This is a genomic window from Microbulbifer maximicatervae (SeqCode) (genome assembly GCF_052466985.1).
This window is the reverse complement of record NZ_CP174298.1, coordinates 4,102,316-4,115,343: the sequence shown is the minus strand read 5'-3', so window position 1 is coordinate 4,115,343 and position 13,028 is coordinate 4,102,316. Positions and strand designations below refer to the sequence as shown.

The 13,028-nt window shown below is 52.6% G+C and carries 15 protein-coding genes; 13 read left to right on the top strand and 2 right to left on the bottom strand.

The window, feature by feature from the left end; translation table 11 throughout:
* Position 1 precedes the first annotated feature (1 nt).
* The 5 genes from ACJJI3_RS18230 to ACJJI3_RS18210 all read left to right on the top strand — a co-directional run bounded on the left by ACJJI3_RS18230 (position 2) and on the right by ACJJI3_RS18210 (position 3,181).
* Positions 2-271 carry a hypothetical protein gene (locus tag ACJJI3_RS18230; protein ID WP_413663684.1) on the top strand — a complete coding sequence of 90 codons (270 nt, stop codon included), beginning with the start codon at positions 2-4 and terminating at the stop codon, positions 269-271.
* Positions 272-463: 192 nt separating this feature from the next.
* Positions 464-1,129, top strand: a complete 666-nt coding sequence (locus ACJJI3_RS18225; protein WP_444918498.1) for a MotA/TolQ/ExbB proton channel family protein — start codon at positions 464-466, stop codon at positions 1,127-1,129.
* 11 nt (positions 1,130-1,140) lie between these two features.
* Positions 1,141-1,653, top strand: coding sequence for a biopolymer transporter ExbD (locus tag ACJJI3_RS18220; RefSeq protein WP_444918499.1), 513 nt, complete (start codon positions 1,141-1,143; stop codon positions 1,651-1,653).
* Positions 1,654-1,665: 12 nt separating this feature from the next.
* Positions 1,666-2,187 (top strand): ExbD/TolR family protein, encoded by a 522-nt coding sequence (locus ACJJI3_RS18215; protein WP_444918500.1) that lies wholly within the window; start codon positions 1,666-1,668, stop codon positions 2,185-2,187.
* Position 2,188: 1 nt separating this feature from the next.
* Positions 2,189-3,181 (top strand): AgmX/PglI C-terminal domain-containing protein, encoded by a 993-nt coding sequence (locus tag ACJJI3_RS18210; RefSeq protein WP_444940485.1) that lies wholly within the window; start codon positions 2,189-2,191, stop codon positions 3,179-3,181.
* A 99-nt stretch (positions 3,182-3,280) separates the two neighbouring features.
* On the opposite strand, the gene ACJJI3_RS18205 is transcribed toward ACJJI3_RS18210, so the two are convergent.
* Together ACJJI3_RS18205 and ACJJI3_RS18200 are read right to left on the bottom strand one after the other, a co-directional pair.
* The gene (locus ACJJI3_RS18205) at positions 3,281-3,658 is read right to left on the bottom strand and encodes a DUF2237 family protein (RefSeq protein WP_413663688.1); all 378 of its coding nucleotides are present in this window, start codon (positions 3,656-3,658) and stop codon (positions 3,281-3,283) included.
* On the bottom strand, positions 3,649-4,272 hold the full coding sequence (locus ACJJI3_RS18200; protein ID WP_444918502.1) for a DUF2939 domain-containing protein: 624 nt from the start codon (positions 4,270-4,272) through the stop codon (positions 3,649-3,651). The genes ACJJI3_RS18205 and ACJJI3_RS18200 overlap by 10 nt, the downstream gene beginning before the upstream one ends.
* A gap of 171 nt (positions 4,273-4,443) precedes the next feature.
* On the opposite strand from ACJJI3_RS18200, the gene ACJJI3_RS18195 reads away from it, so the two are divergent.
* The 8 genes from ACJJI3_RS18195 to ACJJI3_RS18160 all read left to right on the top strand — a co-directional run bounded on the left by ACJJI3_RS18195 (position 4,444) and on the right by ACJJI3_RS18160 (position 12,952).
* Positions 4,444-5,187, top strand: coding sequence for a DUF2189 domain-containing protein (locus tag ACJJI3_RS18195; protein ID WP_444918503.1), 744 nt, complete (start codon positions 4,444-4,446; stop codon positions 5,185-5,187).
* Positions 5,188-5,214: 27 nt separating this feature from the next.
* Positions 5,215-5,898, top strand: a complete 684-nt coding sequence (locus ACJJI3_RS18190) for an RDD family protein (protein ID WP_444918504.1) — start codon at positions 5,215-5,217, stop codon at positions 5,896-5,898.
* A gap of 12 nt (positions 5,899-5,910) precedes the next feature.
* Entirely contained in the window at positions 5,911-6,885 is a 975-nt protein-coding gene (locus tag ACJJI3_RS18185; protein WP_444940484.1) for a stage II sporulation protein M, read from the top strand.
* Positions 6,875-8,461: a DUF4129 domain-containing protein gene (locus ACJJI3_RS18180; protein ID WP_444940483.1), complete on the top strand. Its 1,587-nt coding sequence runs from the start codon at positions 6,875-6,877 to the stop codon at positions 8,459-8,461. The genes ACJJI3_RS18185 and ACJJI3_RS18180 overlap by 11 nt, the downstream gene beginning before the upstream one ends.
* On the top strand, positions 8,451-9,761 hold the full coding sequence (locus ACJJI3_RS18175) for a DUF4350 domain-containing protein (RefSeq protein WP_444940482.1): 1,311 nt from the start codon (positions 8,451-8,453) through the stop codon (positions 9,759-9,761). Before ACJJI3_RS18180 ends, ACJJI3_RS18175 begins: the two co-directional genes overlap by 11 nt.
* Positions 9,758-10,762, top strand: a complete 1,005-nt coding sequence (locus tag ACJJI3_RS18170) for an AAA family ATPase (RefSeq protein WP_444940481.1) — start codon at positions 9,758-9,760, stop codon at positions 10,760-10,762. The genes ACJJI3_RS18175 and ACJJI3_RS18170 overlap by 4 nt, the downstream gene beginning before the upstream one ends.
* Positions 10,759-12,156, top strand: a complete 1,398-nt coding sequence (locus tag ACJJI3_RS18165) for a DUF58 domain-containing protein (RefSeq protein ID WP_444895786.1) — start codon at positions 10,759-10,761, stop codon at positions 12,154-12,156. The genes ACJJI3_RS18170 and ACJJI3_RS18165 overlap by 4 nt, the downstream gene beginning before the upstream one ends.
* A gap of 328 nt (positions 12,157-12,484) precedes the next feature.
* Complete coding sequence (locus ACJJI3_RS18160; RefSeq protein WP_444940480.1) at positions 12,485-12,952, top strand: hypothetical protein; 468 nt, start codon at positions 12,485-12,487, stop codon at positions 12,950-12,952.
* The last annotated feature ends 76 nt before the right edge of the window (positions 12,953-13,028 follow it).

The window sequence follows — 13,028 nt, the reverse complement described above, 5'->3', positions numbered from 1 at the left end:
AATGAAATTATTTTCTAGCCTCATACTGAGCCTGTCTATCTTTGCATATGGCGCAACAGCAGAGGAAATAACAACGCTGGAGTCCACTGTAATTGGCAGTCAGGAACAACCTAAGGTTTTATATATCATTCCCTGGAAGCAAGCCGACAGTTTACAAAGGCTCGACAGCGTTCTGCCGCAAACTTTCTCCTCTGTATTTGAACATCAGGAATATTCGGAATTTCGGCGGGAAATAAAGCTGTTACAAGCTGAACAGGAAAAAACCGATTAGGCCGACCCATCAAAATAAAAAATAATTTTTGCGGCGTATGGAAGCGGCGCTGCTGAATTTATACAGCGAAGACATGGAACCGCCGCAGCAGGCTTCAACGTCCCGCGGCCCTCTTTATACACCAAGGGTGGGAACTCAATCGCTCTCCCTTTGCACTACAAATTTATAACTTTATCTGTGGAGAATTAAATCATGGAATTCACTCAAGAGATGCTGCGTTTTTTCCAAAATGGCGGACCCTTCATGTACCCAATTGCAGTGGTCCTGGTTATCGGACTGGCAATGGTAGTAGAGCGCTGGATATTTTTATCACGCGCGCGGAATGCCAATAAAAAGGCGTATCAACAAGTATTGCCCATGTTGCAAAAACGCAGCTATCAAAGTGTCTTGCAGCTGGCCCGAGACAACGATGCAGCAATGGGCCGTATCGCCGCAGCGGGCATCAACACTTTGCAATTTGCGAAGCGCGAGGAAAATATTGCCCTGGCTATTGAGGAAGGGATTCTCGAAGCTGTTCCCCGTCTGGAAAAACGCACCAGTTACTTGGCCACTCTCGCTAATATTGCCACTCTGCTGGGCCTACTCGGCACTATTATGGGTCTGATTGCTGCATTTACTGCAGTAGCCAGTGCCGACCCATCTGAAAAAGCGACCATGCTCTCCACCAGTATTTCCGTAGCGATGAACACTACAGCATTCGGTTTGATTTCTGCCATTCCCCTGCTGTTGTTTAACTCAATGCTACAAAATAAAACCAATGAGATTGTCGATAGTTTGCAAATGGCCGGGGTTAAATTCCTTAATCTGCTGACCATGGGACGCCCACAGAAAGCGGAACAACGCACCGCTAACAGCTAAGGGATACCGCCATGCTGAACATAAATATTCGCCGGCGTGGATATGAGGAAGCGGAACTCGATATCACCTCGTTTATGAGTTTGATGACCATTTTGGTTCCTGTGCTACTGCTAAATATGGTGTTTTCCCATATCTCCGTGCTCAAGCTGAATCTGCCGGGTATCAGCGATGGAAGTTCCAGCAGTATGGAGGAAAATCGCCAGCTCGAACTGGTTTTGCGTACGCAGTATGTTGATATCAATTATCCCGCTGGGCAGCGGGTTAAACGCATCCCACACGAAGAAAACTCACCGGATTTCTCCACGATATCTATCGTTTTACAGCAGATAAAACGGCAGTTGCGAGAAAAATCTATCGACAAAGATGATCTGGTGATCCTGTCAGAAAAGGGAACGCCTTACAAAACTCTGGTCGCCGCCATGGATACTGCACGTAGCTACCGGGCTGTAGTGGCCGCATCTGTTGTTGATGCAGAACTGTTCCCCCAGATATCTCTCGGCGATGCACCGGAGCAGACAAAATAGCGGGGCCAAACTATGAAGATAAATGCAGCCGCAAAACTGCAAGAGCGCAGGCAAAGGCAAAAAAAGCAGCAGTCAAAACTGAACCTGGTATCACTGATGGATATCTTCACCATCCTGGTGTTTTTCCTTCTGGTGAACTCAACCAGTGATGTTCAGGTTCTGCAGACTGATAAAACCATAAAACTGCCCAAGTCCACCTCACAACAGAAACCCGAGGTGACTACTGTAGTGCGGGTCAACAATAAACAGCTGTTTGTCGGGGACCGATTTATCGCCAACATCGATGACATCGATCCCAGCGCAGAGAATATTGAGGCCCTGGTAACAGAGCTTAAATACCGTGCTGAACGAGCGGGAGAGCTGAGCGAAGCCCAGAAAACTCTGGGCCGAGCAGTGACTATTTTAGGTGATGAACAAGTTCCCTATGAGTTGCTGAAGCAGATCATGCACACCTGCGCAGCCGCAGACTTCCGCGATATGTCTTTCGCCGTAGAACAAACAGCGCCGGAAGATCCCTCGGGGGTGGAATCCTGATATGAGTACAGCAACCATTAGTTACGCCCCCTGGCAACTACAGGAAACAGTGCTACCTTGGTCCGCCTCAAGAGAGGAGGATCAGCGCTTTATCAAATTGCTGCGCGGTGGCCTGATAGCCCTGGCCATCAGTGGCATTGCCGTTGCACTGGCGCCAGTACCCGAACTCACCCGGGAACAGGCCGAAAGGGTGCCACCACAGCTGGCCAAAGTGATTCTGGAAAAAAAGGAATTGCCAAAACCCAAGCCAAAGCCGAAACCCAAAGAGCAAAAGAAGCCCGAGGAAAAGAAAAAGCCCGAAGAGAAACCCAAAAAGAAAGCGGAAACACCCGACAAGCCCAAGCCTGTGGAGAAGCCGCGCAAGGTTGAAAATCCCCCGGTTGCCAAAGTACAGCAGGCCCGGGAGAAAGCGGCCAATAGCGGCCTGAATGCACTCGCCGATGATCTGTTGGATATGCGCGAGAGTTTTAATACCTCTGATATTAGCCGGGGCCAGCTCAGCTCGGGGAATGCTACTGCCTCTAAAATAGAACGCGGTATGATCGCGGATAAGTCAAAATCCTCCAGTGGCGGCGTTGCCGCCGGTAGAGTGAGTCGCGATACCGGTGGTGTCTCACTGGCCGGTCGTGAGAACACCCGAGTACAAAGTACCCAGGCAACGGGTTCAGCCAAAGAAGCGGTGGCCAAGGCCAGAGGGCAAAAATCCATACGTACCGACGATTCCATTCGCAGTGTTATGGAAGCCAATAAAGAGGCCATTATTGGAATCTATAATCGCGCGCTGCGCAGGGACCCAACTCTACAGGGAAGGCTCACCGTACAGTTGGTGATCGCACCGAATGGTGCTATCGCGTCGATCAAATTGGTAGAGAGCGAGCTCAATAACCCGGCACTTGAACGCAAGTTGCTGGCGAGAATCCGCATGATCAATTTTGGTTCTGCCAACGTTGAGAGTACTACCAAAAACTACTCAATCGACTTCCTGCCCTCTTAAGTTCCGAGTAGCTATCTTGTCTGTAGCGTGGCGACACAGGGACGTGCCGCCATTTGAAGGGAGTTAATAGGTGGACAAGAAGCTGATCCACCCAATTAACTAAAGTAAATCCAGCGCATAGCGACGCAATGTTTGCATAGGAATAATTTCCAGCGCCTTCACATGTGTACTCTGTAAAAATACCCGGGGAGCCATATCCAATTTCTCCGCTTCGAGCCAGCGCGCGGCACAGAGACACCAACGATCCCCTTCCTTTAAACCGGGAAAATTAAACTCCTCTACCGGTGTACTCAAGTCATTGCCACGACTGCGGGAAAATTCCAGGAACTTATCAGTCACGGCAACGCAGACGGTATGAGAACCGAGATCCTCTTTACAGGTGTTACAGCAGCCATCGCGAAAGAAGCCTGTCTTCGGGTCCAGGCTACAAGGCACCAGTGGATCGCCAAAGACGTTGACTGAATTTTCTATCTCCATTCCTGACTCTCTCCACTTTTATCACCAATTAGCTGGATATCCACCAGCTGCCAGCGCAGACCATTGCGTTGCATCAACAGGCGCAATTCAGGCCGGCCATGCTCACCATATTCAACACTCAGATGATTGAGGTCGGTAAAATGCCACCCCATGCGCTGCCAGGAATCTTCTTTCTCTTCCGCTGCAGACGTCTCATTCGCGGAAATATTCGGTGTTTCACTACCCTGTCGATAAATTTCCCGCTGAAATGCCTCCAGATCCTCTCCCCCACGAAGAAGGTCGGCTATGCCCTCAGGAGTAATAAACTGTTGTAAAAGTGGATCCATAAAGAAATTTGCACCAGCACTGAGTAATTCATCAAACTCCTGAGGAATAGAATTACTTAGGGAGTTCCTAAGTTGCTGCTGTAAGCGGATCTTTAAATTGTCACGTAAAACAGGAAAATCGACATAGCGCTCTAACGTGTCGATACTCTCAGTTCTAACCTGCGGTTGATCGGATTTAGCCATTTTCGCCGCACGCTGCAATTGCTCGATGGAATAAAACGGCAAGGCGACATATCCAGCGGTAATCAACACCAAAACCAGACCGCTCATCCACAGTATTTTTTTCATCAATTCTATTCCTTGGTCACTCCCCGGGGATTTTATGCTGAGAAAGATGTATCACCTAATTTGCCGATGTATTGGCGTGGCATTGTTCGCCACTCCCGCCTATGAGATATTCCCCTCCCAAGACTCTGCACCCCATAAATAATCTAAATCTCAATAAGGACAGCTAACAGGATGAGTGACATCTATAAGGCCCCTGAAGCAAATTTGGCCAATAGCCCAGAGAATGGCGACTCAGGCTCTATTGAAAAGGGTATTGCCGGGGATTATTCGTTTTCTATTGGGGAAACTCTCAGCGAAGCCTGGCAGCGCACTAGCGGCAACAAAGGCACTGTTTGGGTGGGAGCGCTGCTCTATTTCGTTGCCATTATTGCAATTACTATCGTCGCCACCTTAATTACTGGCGGCACAGCAGCATTCAGCCCCGACAGCAACCCAGGGCCATTTGCCGAGATTCTCTCTCAGCTGATCGTGACCTTTGCCAGCGCACCCTTGGCGGTGGGTATGACAATGATTGGTATCAAGATCGCCCGCGACGAGCAGACTTCCGGTACCGAGGTGTTTGCACACTTCGACAAGATAGTCCCGCTCGGCCTTGCAACCATCTTGATCTATCTACTAATTGGGGTCGGTCTGATATTGCTGGTGATTCCGGGCATTTACCTGATGATTGCTTATATGTTGGCAATGCCCCTGATTGCCGATCGCAATCTGAGCCCATGGCAAGCTCTGGAAACCTCCCGTAAAGCCATCACTAAGAGTTGGTTTGCCTTCCTTGGTTTCGCAATTGTCATTTTGCTGATCTTTTTAGTTGGCAGCCTCCCCCTACTTATAGGCCTAATCTGGGCGATACCGCTGATTAGTATTGCTTTTGGTGTCGCCTACCGAAAAGTTTTCGGCGTTCCCAATCACAATTAAATTTCTCTACCAGACAGGAGCGGTGGCTTGCTGGATACCACCTATAACGTCGAAACACCCGAGGGGATTGATTTGCGCGCGCGGGCCGCTGGGCCCGTGCCACGTATCCTTGCGTATGCAGTGGATGTGTTTTATCGATCATTGATATTGGCTGCGATCGGCTTTGCGTTGCTATTTGCCGGCTTTGCCGGTGCGGGTATCTGGCTCGTCTGCGCCTTTCTTCTCGAGTGGTTTTACCCGGTGTTTTTTGAAGTTTTGCGGAGCGGCCAGACACCGGGCAAAAAGGCCTTTGGTCTAATGGTGGTCAACGACAACCTTACGCCGGTATCCTGGGGAGCATCCATCGTTCGCAACCTGTTACGCTTCGCGGATTTTATGCCATTTGCCTACGCCACTGGCGTAATAAGCATGACACTGGGACGTCACTTCCAGCGCCTTGGCGACCTGGCAGCAGCCACCCTGGTGGTCTATCGCGAAGAAGAAAAGGCACCAGTTGCCCTGCCGGATACCACCCCGCTCCCACCACCGCAGAACCTTCGCCAGCAAGACCAGCAGGCACTAGTCAGCCTTTTGGAGCGCCACCAGGATTTAAGCGAAGCGCGTCAGCAAGAGCTCGCCAATCTGCTCGAACCGATTACTCGGAAAAGGGACAGCGATGCCTTGAGCTACCTGCGCTCCGTGGGCAGTTGGCTACTCGGTGGCAGGGGATAGGCAGAGGTACCTATGAAGCAGAGAGACTTTGAGAATCGCTACCGCGACAGCTGGGAGCAATTAGAAACCTGGCTGAAAGCGGATCGGAACAAGTCCGAAGTTGCGGCCCTGGACCTACCCGTCGCCTATCGCAACCTTTGCCAGCAGCTGGCAATGGCAAAGGAGCGGCAATATACCAACCGCCTGATAGACCACCTCAACCAGCTGGTTATGGCGGCACATCACCGTGTCTACCGCCAGGAAACCTTGCGCCGCAAGGGATGGTTGCACTATTTGTTGGCGGGTTTTCCCCAAGCCGTGCGCGCTAATAGCCGCGCAGTACTGCTGGCATCCGCTTTGTTTTTAATACCTGGCCTGATCCTGGGAGTCGGCACTTACAACAACGATGCCCTGGTGTACGCAGTAATGTCACCGGAACAGGTTATGGGTTTTGAATCCATGTATGATCCGGGCAACCGGGTACTGGGCCGCGAGCGCGGCTCTGATACCGACCTGTTCATGTTCGGTTTTTATATCAAAAACAATATTGGCATCGCCTTTCGCACCTTTGCCGGCGGTGTACTGTTTGGCCTCGGCTCAATTTTCTTCCTGGTGTTTAACGGCATCTATATTGGCGCAGCGTTTGGGCATATCACCCGGGTGGGCTTTGTCTCCACCTTCTACCCATTTGTGATTGGCCACGGCGCCTTTGAGTTGACCGCCATAGTACTGGCGGGAGCAGCGGGCCTGATATTGGGACGCTCTCTAGTGGATCCGGGCCAGCACAGGCGCACGGTCGCACTGCGCTTGGCCGCTGTCGAAGCAATGAAGATTATGTACGGCACTTTCCTGATGCTGGTGATTGCCGCTTTCCTTGAAGCCTTCTGGTCCTCCAGTGCCAGCACACCGATTGCGATCAAGCTCGGGGTAGGTGCCCTGTTTTGGGTACTGGTCTTTGCGTACTTCACCCTGGCGGGACGCAGGGAGGGCGCAACTCATGCAAATTAAGAATCTGGCTGTGCGAGCCCGCTTGCGCTCTCCCTGGGAGTCTGTCGATCTCGGTATCGCCCTGGCACGAAAATACTGGTGGCAACTTTTTATAGTCTACCTGTTGCCTGCAGCACCGCTATTTGCTTTGTGTTATTGGCTGTTTCCAGAGTCACCAACGCTCTCCATCTTATTTATTTGGTGGCTGAAACCCGTATTTGATCGGCTGCCCCTGTTTATGATCAGCCGCGTATTATTTGGCTCACCGGTATCCATTGGTGAGGCATTGAAGCATTTCTTTAGCCAGAATCGTCGCGACTGGTTTATGTGGCTTACCCTCCGTCGGCTGAGCCCCACACGCTCTTTCGATATGCCAGTTACCGTGCTGGAGCAATCCACGGGCAAGGCCCGTACCTCGCGCCTTGGGGTACTGCACCGCAAACACTCTGGGGCCGCCACCTGGCTAACACTAACGCTTTACCATATTGAGATATTTCTACTTGCCGCATTAAGTGTGATGGCATTTCTGTTTATCCCTGAACAGTATTCCGATGGGATCGATTGGATCCCTCTGCTCCAAGGGGATACTCAATGGCTGGAATGGATATATAACGGACTCTACCTGTTTGTTATGGCAGCAGTAGCCCCCTTCTATATCGTTAGCGGATTTTGCCTTTATATTGGCCGTCGTATTGAATTGGAAGGCTGGGATATAGAAATCCAGTTTCGGGACCTGCTGGAACGCCAGCAGCGTGAACAGGAGTCTCACCGCAGAAGAAAACCAAGCACTGCTGCCCTAATCCTGATCTGCGGGCTCACCTTTGGCTCATTAGTTCCAGCGCCCCCCGCCAGTGCCGCATCTTTGGAAACCCCGCAGCAGGCCCAAGAGCATATTGACGAAATTCTCGCCGGCGATGACTTTCATCAAATGAAAGAGATCAGTGGTTGGCGCAAAAAAGACAAATCTGAAACAGAAGCCGTCAAAGAGAAGTTCCCCGATTGGTTAATTAACTTTATCGAATGGCTTTTTGAGAACTCTAAAGATACGCCTGAAGTTGACGATGAAGTTAAATGGGGCCCAACAATTGCGAAAATCCTGGAGCTACTGCTTTGGGTTGGCTTGGTATTCGGCCTGGGCTATCTGCTTTGGAGACATCACGATAAAATTCTTCAGAGCTTGAAATGGCAGCCTAAGCCAAAGAAAAAGCAGCCCGTCCCCGAAACCCTATTCGGCCTGGATGTACGCCAATCGAGTCTGCCCGATGACGTTTGCGCTGAGGTCATGCGCCTGTGGACAGAGGGAGACAAGCGAGCCAGTTTGGGACTATTGTACCGCGCCACCCTCTCTCACCTGATTGAAGACTTCGAGTTTTATTTTGGCGATCACCTTACCGAAAGTGAATGCGCACAGCTGGTACAAGTAAGGCAACAGGAGCCGAATGAAGTACAGCGCCCAGTAAGTCCCGCCCTGAGTCAATTTGTACAAGAGCTTACTGCAAACTGGCAGCAGCTTGCCTATGCCCACCGGCCGCCAAAAGAGGCTCAGGTAAGCTCACTTTGTAGCCAATGGCAGGAGGAATTTGGCAATGACCGCTAAGAGAATTCTGTTGGCAGCTTTGGTCATAAGTGGCGTTGCACTTGTATGGCTATTCCTCACTTTCTACGAGCGCTACTCCAAGGAGATCGACAGCGGCTGGAGCATGGAAGCCAGACGAAATCCCTACCTGGCAGCAGAAAGATACCTCACCGATATCCAACTGGCGCCGCGTCAGGCAGATAATATATCTGTACTCCAAGGCCTCTCCTCCGATGCCACCCTGTTTATCAGCAGCTCCAGCCAGGTCTATAACCCCAGCAAGGCCCAAGAGCTTCTCGAGTGGGTCGAACGCGGTGGCCACGCCATCGTTGTAGCCTATACCGGCAACTTCGACAGCGACTCCGGGCGCAGTGAAAACCGCGATTGGCTACTTGAGTCCATGGACGTCTCTATCGAAGAGGGGCACAACAAGTTCGAACTGCAAGAAACCCTGGAGCAACTGCTCGGGGAGGATGCCGTACTCGAGCCTGAGCAGAGCCCCGCTGATGCCATGCGGGAGCACAATCGCAAACTGGACGAAGGCGAAACAGAAGATGAGCCAGAGGAACAAGAGGAGTCTCGCAACCCCGATGTCTCAGAGGAGGATCTGGTAACCCTGCCTGTTGAGGGCGGCAGCGATATACAGCTATACCTCGATGCCAGCCACCTGCTCTACCACCCTTCGTTTAATGACGAGACTATCGACGGTGGGCCTGTTTTCTGGGCTAAGGTACGACGCGGCGATGTCGGCGTACCGTTTATGCAGTTCGAGCGCGGCAACGGTGTAATTACCTTGATGACTGACAGTACCCTGTGGCAGTCCCAGCGTATTGGCCACTTCGATCACGCCTATTTCTTACAATTGCTGGCCGGCGAAGGAGAGTTTGTCTTTCTCACCCGCCCCCGCTTTGAAACCCTTTCCAAGGTTGCTCGTCAATACGCTGCAGAATTTTTTCTCGCCGGCGCACTGGCCTTACTCGCTTGGCTATTACTACACGGGCGCCGCTTCGGCCCCTTGCAGCCGGAGCCAGAAGTGTCCCGCCGTTCTCTGCTAGAACATATATCCGCCTGCGGCCATTACTACTGGCAGGACGACCAGGGGGAAACCCTGCTGCGCGGCCATCGGGAAGAGCTTCTACGTCGCCTTGGCGCCACCCATATCAACGCCACTAAAAAACGCAAACTGTGCGACAAGCTCTGTGCCTCCACCGGTATGGATGAACGGCTAATAGTTGAAACCTTGTGGGGCAAGCCCCCTACAACCGAAGAAACATTTACTGAACACATGCGTAATCTGCAGCGAATTGAGGCAGTCCTATGAACGAGACCACCCTTCAACCAGAACAACAAACCACGGGCCCGTCACCTGACTGGCAGGCTGCGTCCGCCAAACTTCAGATACTGCGCAACAATATCAACCGGTTGCTGATTGGCCAGGAGCAGGTGGTTGACCAGGTACTCGTAGCTCTGCTGGCTTCTGGCCACGTACTACTCGAAGGTGTACCCGGACTCGGCAAAACCCTTCTGGTGCGCACCCTGGCCAACTGCTTTGGCGGCAATTTCCGCCGCATCCAGTTTACCCCGGATTTGATGCCCGCCGACGTTACCGGCCACGCCATGTACAACATGGGAGAGAGCCGCTTTGAGGTGCGTCGCGGGCCGATATTTACCAACCTGCTGCTGGCGGATGAAATCAACCGCGCCCCCGCCAAGACCCAGGCCGCCCTGCTGGAAGTGATGCAAGAGAAGCAGGTCACTATCGACGGCCAGGCACTGAAAGTACCCAGTCCATTTATGGTACTCGCCACTCAAAACCCCATCGAGCAGGAAGGTACCTACCCGCTGCCAGAGGCGGAACTGGACCGATTCCTGCTGAAAGTCCTCATCGATTACCCCAGCCTCGAAGCGGAACTGAAATTGGCCGCCGCCGCCAGCAGTGGCCGAATTGAGCGCAGCCTGCAGGAAAAGCTGGCCGGGGAAATTACTGTCGAGGGATTGCAGCAACTTCAGGCCCTGGTACCTCAGGTGGGCTTGGACGAGCAGGTATTGAATTACGCTGTGCGCCTGGTACGTGCCACCCGTCAATCCCCCCAGCTGCGCAGCCCCGCCGGCCCGCGCGCCAGTATCGGCCTGCTGCAGGCAGCTCGCGCCAATGCGCTGTTACAGGGACGGGAATTTGTACTGCCGGATGATATCAAGGCCATGGCCATCCCGGTAATGCGCCACCGCATCGGCCTATCTCCAGATATGGAAATTGACGGTGAAACTGCTGATACGGCGCTGGCAATGATTATCGACAGTGTTGAGGCGCCGCGACTGTGACACAGACTGTAGCTGCAACAGAGCAACAGGCAGCACCAGCACAAAGCGGTCGCACCGGCCCGAGTCCGCGCCTGGTCAAACTGCTCGGCTACTGGTGCCTGGCAGCTCTGGCAATTACAGCAGCGCGAATTTGGTTTCCGCAAGCCAGCTCATTTATCGGCAACCTTTGGTGGGGAGCGAGTGCGCTGTTAATCAGCGCCACCCTGCTGGACTATCTCACCGGTTACCGTGTAACCGGTCTGCAGGGGCTGCGGCGATTGCCAGGCAACCTGGCCCTGGGCGTACGCAATACTGCGCGGCTAAAACTTCACAATACCGGCCCACGCCCACTATTACTCCAGGTTTCCGACTCAATCCCACAGCAACTGGGATCGACAGGGCTGCCGCGCTCCGCACAACTTAACCCCGACCAGGAAATCACCATCGAGTACGACCTGGTACCCCGTCGCCGAGGCAGCGCCTCTTTCGGACGAATCGAGGTACTGGCCAACTCTCCCTGGGGACTCTGGCAGACAAGGGTATGGTTGGGACAGGAGCAGACCGTCAAGGTCTACCCCAATTTTCTCGGTATCTCCTCACTGCAATCTCTTTCCACCGAACAGAGCCTGCGCCTGATGGGGTTGCACCAGCAGCAGCGTCGCGGTGAGGGCATGGACTTCCGCCAACTGCGGGAATACCGCCAGGGAGACAGCCAGCGACAGGTGGACTGGCGCGCGAGCTCACGGCTGCGCAAACTGATCAGCCGTGAATACCAGGACGAGCGCGACCAGGAAATTATTTACATGCTGGATTGCGGCCGCAGGATGCGTGCCAAAGACGGCGAGTTGAGCCACTTTGACCACGCACTCAATGGCTTGCTACTTTCAGCTTATGTCGCCATCAAACAGGGGGACGCGGTCGGCTTGCAGGCATTTGCTGCGGCACAGGAGAGCAGTGGTGGACAGCTGCCTCCAGTAAAAGGCGAAAGTGCAATCAACCTACTGCTGAATAATGTCTACGACCTCCACTCTGGCACCAGTAGCGCAGATTACACTAGCGCCGCACAACAGTTGATGGCCCACCACAAGCGACGTGCCCTGGTAATCCTGATTACCAACTTGCGCGATGAAGATAGTGACGAACTCCTAGCAGCAGTCAAATTGCTGTCGCGCAATCACCTGGTGATGATTGCCAGTCTGCGGGAGACTTCTGTGGACAAATTGCTGCAACAGCCGATTCAGAACTTTGACAGTGCAGTAAACAGCGCAGCAGCGAGGGACTTCCTGCGCCGCAGGGAGCAATTACTTCAGCATTTGCAGGCACACAATGTCATAGTGGTTGACTCGAGGCCGGAGCTTTTGCACCAGTCTCTGGTAGAGGCCTATTGGCGCCTAAAGCGCAGCGGCAGAATCTGAATCGTCAAATTCACCGAGTGGGGACTCTCCGAGCCCCCACTATTTAAACCTTCTCTATAACCTTCCCACTACCCGCAATAATCCAGGGCTGTCCGGGAACTCTCCCCAATCCCGGGAATCTCTTATTGAGCGCGCTACCTCCTGGAACCTTTAGCTTCCAGCAAAGTTAGATTTATTTTTAGAATGCGCGGAAGAAAAGAAATTAAATTCCAACAAAACCTGATAAAGCTCAATTTACCTCGTATTAGTTCGCAAAAGTTAACTTGGGGCAGTGGCACTTTGCTGTATCACCCGTTAACCTCTTGTTACTCATCTCCGGGTATTTAAAATGGGCCCGGGCAAAGTACAGACCTTCTTATTTATGAGCGGTAAGCGCACCACCCAATACTGTTCCCGTCTGTCCCAGTGGCAGGCGCTATTGCTATTGCTGGTATTTCTCAGCGCGCGAGGCCTGGTTCCTGCAGGTTTTATGCCGGCAGATTTTGCAGCGGGAACGCCCTATGGGCTCTGCCATGGCGATAGCCGCAGCGCTTTATTGCTCAATACCCTCAAAGCGAGCTCTCACAGCGATCATCACGGCGACCACTCTTCAAGCCACAACCACGATACGCTTACCGCTCACTCATTTGCCGATAACCATTGTAATTTTTCCGCCGCTGCCAGTATTGCCAGCGCACCAACTACAGAACTGGAAATAGTCCTACCCGGTTTTACTCAACCGCCCTCTTATCCGGCTTTTTTCCGCGTTATCTCTAACGCTTACAGCCGCCCACTAATTCGCGCCCCCCCGGTTTAATTCCTTTTTTATTCCAACATCATCACTCCGCAGTTCGCTGTGGACCGCAAGTCTCATTGCTGTCTTAACATTTTCA

Excerpts from the sequence above, each read along its gene's own strand:
- ACJJI3_RS18230 (WP_413663684.1), top strand. The coding sequence starts at position 2 with ATGAAATTATTTTCTAGCCTCATACTGAGCCTGTCTATCTTTGCATAT.
- ACJJI3_RS18225 (WP_444918498.1), top strand. The coding sequence starts at position 464 with ATGGAATTCACTCAAGAGATGCTGCGTTTTTTCCAAAATGGCGGACCC.
- ACJJI3_RS18220 (WP_444918499.1), top strand. The coding sequence starts at position 1,141 with ATGCTGAACATAAATATTCGCCGGCGTGGATATGAGGAAGCGGAACTC.
- ACJJI3_RS18215 (WP_444918500.1), top strand. The coding sequence starts at position 1,666 with ATGAAGATAAATGCAGCCGCAAAACTGCAAGAGCGCAGGCAAAGGCAA.
- ACJJI3_RS18210 (WP_444940485.1), top strand. The coding sequence starts at position 2,189 with ATGAGTACAGCAACCATTAGTTACGCCCCCTGGCAACTACAGGAAACA.
- ACJJI3_RS18205 (WP_413663688.1), bottom strand. The coding sequence starts at position 3,658 with ATGGAGATAGAAAATTCAGTCAACGTCTTTGGCGATCCACTGGTGCCT.
- ACJJI3_RS18200 (WP_444918502.1), bottom strand. The coding sequence starts at position 4,272 with ATGAAAAAAATACTGTGGATGAGCGGTCTGGTTTTGGTGTTGATTACC.
- ACJJI3_RS18195 (WP_444918503.1), top strand. The coding sequence starts at position 4,444 with ATGAGTGACATCTATAAGGCCCCTGAAGCAAATTTGGCCAATAGCCCA.
- ACJJI3_RS18185 (WP_444940484.1), top strand. The coding sequence starts at position 5,911 with ATGAAGCAGAGAGACTTTGAGAATCGCTACCGCGACAGCTGGGAGCAA.
- ACJJI3_RS18180 (WP_444940483.1), top strand. The coding sequence starts at position 6,875 with ATGCAAATTAAGAATCTGGCTGTGCGAGCCCGCTTGCGCTCTCCCTGG.
- ACJJI3_RS18175 (WP_444940482.1), top strand. The coding sequence starts at position 8,451 with ATGACCGCTAAGAGAATTCTGTTGGCAGCTTTGGTCATAAGTGGCGTT.
- ACJJI3_RS18170 (WP_444940481.1), top strand. The coding sequence starts at position 9,758 with ATGAACGAGACCACCCTTCAACCAGAACAACAAACCACGGGCCCGTCA.
- ACJJI3_RS18160 (WP_444940480.1), top strand. The coding sequence starts at position 12,485 with ATGGGCCCGGGCAAAGTACAGACCTTCTTATTTATGAGCGGTAAGCGC.